We start from the raw sequence: 2,781 nt of genomic DNA, 5'->3' as shown, positions 1-2,781 counted from the left end.
ACCAGCCCCCGTGCGCCTCGATCGCATTTCGCAACACCTCGTCATGGGCGGCCAGCGCCGCCCGCATGCCCTCCGCGTCGGCCTCCCACCGACGGGTCGAACCCTCGACATCGGTGAACAAAAACGTCACTACTCCGGAAGGAGGATGCCCTGGGGACACCTGCACAGGATGTCACACAAGCCCACGTTAACGATGCCAACCGAAACGAACTTTCGAGACTGTCGTACCTCGTCTATTTCGCGACCGCGTTCAGTGTTGGTCGGGCCACCGCCGCGCGCTCGATATCGCCCAGCACTGGCGGGCCTTTGCCGTCGCCGGCGCGCCGGAGCAGGAACATGCGGAGCCGACCGTAATGCTTGGCCATCTCGGTGTTGCCGACATAGTCGCATGCGAACTGACCGGCATTGTGCAACGCCAACATCGCCGCGAATGTCTCGGTGACGTAGACGCAGCCTTCCGGTGTGATCGGCTCGATGCGAGCGGCGCGGCTGACGTGGGCGCCGTAATAGTTGGGCCGGTCGGTGACCGGATCCTCCAGCTCATAGACCGGCCCAAGATGGCCGCCGAGTCGCAGCTTGAGCGTCTCGGGCAGCCCAGCCGCCTTGAGGTCGATCGCGCCCATCGCGTCCTGCATGTCGAGCGCGCAAGCGGCGGCCCGGCCGGCATCGCGAAAGACCACGAAAATGCCGTCGCCCCAAGTATTTACAAAGGCGATGTGCTGCTTGTGGCGGCGCGCGACCTCGCCCAGCGTGCCCATGATCGTGTCGGTGAATAACGGCAGCTGGGCGTCGCCCAGCTTGCTGAAGCCGTGGATGTCGCCGAAGAGCATCGCCCGCGTGTCGCGGCGGCCCCGGGGGACCTTCGGACGGTGCCAGGGCGGAAGGTTCTCGACGTTTGCGTTTGGACCGGTCGGCACGAGTTTGACCGGATGGCCAGCCTCGCGCCAAGCGCTCATATCGGCGGCGGTGTCGGCGATCGCGCCTTCATCGACGACACCGTCCCACACCGCCAACTGCATCAGCGGCGCATGCAGATGGCGGGCACACAGGATGGCAAGGCCCATCGCCAGGCTGCTGCTGTAGGTGAAGAGCTGATCGTCGCCCAGATAGGCGTCCTCCGTCGCGAAGCGCACCGTCTCGGCCGCGGCGAGACAGGCCTCGAAGCGCGTGACCCAGTCCTCGCCCGCCGGGCGGACTAACTGTTCGATGAAATCGGCGGTGGCGAAGGGCAAGACGATATTCAGGGCGACGCCCTGCTCGAGCAGCGCCTCAGCGAACAATATGTCCGCGCCGGCGGCGAGCGAGCCATACGCCACACCGATGCGAATCCCCTTCAGCAGCGCGGCAATATCGGCCGCCACCGTCGCCGCCTGCTTATTGCTGGCGAGGAAATGGACGACGGTCGGCGGCTTGAACGCACCCAGCACGCTGGGATCGAGCTGCTTCGCCGCAACGATGCGCTCAAGCTGCCGGCCCGTGGTGGCGAGCGCTGCGTCGTCGTGGCCGGCTGCCGCGACGACCTGGTCGACCAGGCCACGCGCCGCGTCCAGATCGCCCCGAACGAGATGGGCCTCGAGTGCGGTCGCCAGCACCCAATAGCGATCGGCCGCAGCGTCATCCAGACTGGCGATGCGTGGCGCTAGGAGATCGAGAACCTCGCCGGCGACCCGGCCAGCCGCCTCGGCGTCGCCGGCAAACAGCGCCAAGGTCGCGGCATTGATGGCCGGGTAATAGGCCTCCGGGTCGCCAGCGACGGTGGCGGCGCGGAAAGCGTCCTCATAGATTGCCCGGCCCTCGCGGAACAAGTCGTCGCGCGCCTCGCCTGTCGCGGCGAAGGCCTGGTCCTTCTTCAGCCGGCCGAGCAGGCTGCGGACGTCGGTCTCGCCTCGTGTATCGAGGCCGAATTCGTGATACTTGTCGAGCGCAAGCGCCGTCGCACCGGCATTGGCGAGGCTGAGCACCGCCCGATGGGCGAGTCCAACGTTGCCGGGAAACAGGTCCAGCGCCTCGGCCGCCATGTCGTAGGCGCGGAAGAATTCGCCGTGATCGAAGAAGGTCTTGACGTCCTTTAGCAGCCCTTCGGCGGTGACAGCGGGGCTTTGCGGGTCGGTCATCCGCGCCTCCAACTGCATTGGCTCCGATAGATCCCCCATCAGCCGCACGCGCAGACGAGATGCTACGCCAGCAAATCGCACGCGGCGCCAGAAATGGCCGCCCGGGCGGATAGATACCTCGTTCTGTTTCGATTGTTTCAATTGAGCTACGCGGCTGGTAACCTGGAGGCGTGTCGACCGCCGTTGCCCCGCTGGCTCGCCAGGTCGCCGAACGTGCCCGCAACGACTCCAGTTTCGCCGAAGTGCTCGACGCCATCCTGGAGGCGCCGACCGCGCCGCAAGGCACGCTGGAGCGCATCGCCGCCCGCAGCCTGAACGACGAGCGGCGCGGCGCGCTGGTCCGCGAATTCGTCGAGGGCTCGCTGCCGACACCGGAGGTGCAGCAGCGGCTGGATCTGCATTCGCCGCAGGCCGTGCACCGGCTGCGCAGCCGAGGCAAGCTGCTGGGCTCGGCCGTCGGAAACCAAACCTGGTTTCCAGCTTGGCAATTCGACGCCGACCGGCTGCGGCTTGATCTGCCGCGGATTCTCGAGCTGTTGGCCCAGTTCACGTCGGACCCGTTGGCCGCGGACCGCGTCATGCGGTTGACCCATGACGAGCTGGGCGGCTCGTCGATCGCCGAGGCGCTGCGCCGCCCGAAGGCCGCCGACACCGCGTGGCGGATGCT

Annotated in this window: 2 protein-coding genes; one reads left to right on the top strand and one right to left on the bottom strand. The window is 67.0% G+C overall.

The window, feature by feature from the left end; genetic code table 11:
* Positions 1-233: 233 nt before the first annotated feature.
* Positions 234-2,114, bottom strand: coding sequence for an adenylate/guanylate cyclase domain-containing protein (locus WAN71_RS16150; protein WP_422226298.1), 1,881 nt, complete (start codon positions 2,112-2,114; stop codon positions 234-236).
* Between the two features lie 170 nt (positions 2,115-2,284).
* Between WAN71_RS16150 and WAN71_RS16145 the strand changes: the two genes are divergently transcribed.
* A partial coding sequence (locus tag WAN71_RS16145; RefSeq protein ID WP_422226297.1) for a hypothetical protein occupies positions 2,285-2,781 on the top strand: 497 nt, incomplete at its 3' end.

The organism is Mycobacterium sp. (genome assembly GCF_049280035.1).
In the GTDB taxonomy this organism is placed as follows: domain Bacteria; phylum Actinomycetota; class Actinomycetes; order Mycobacteriales; family Mycobacteriaceae; genus Mycobacterium.
Note: the sequence above shows the minus strand (reverse complement) of the source record. Positions and strands in the feature narration are given on the sequence as shown.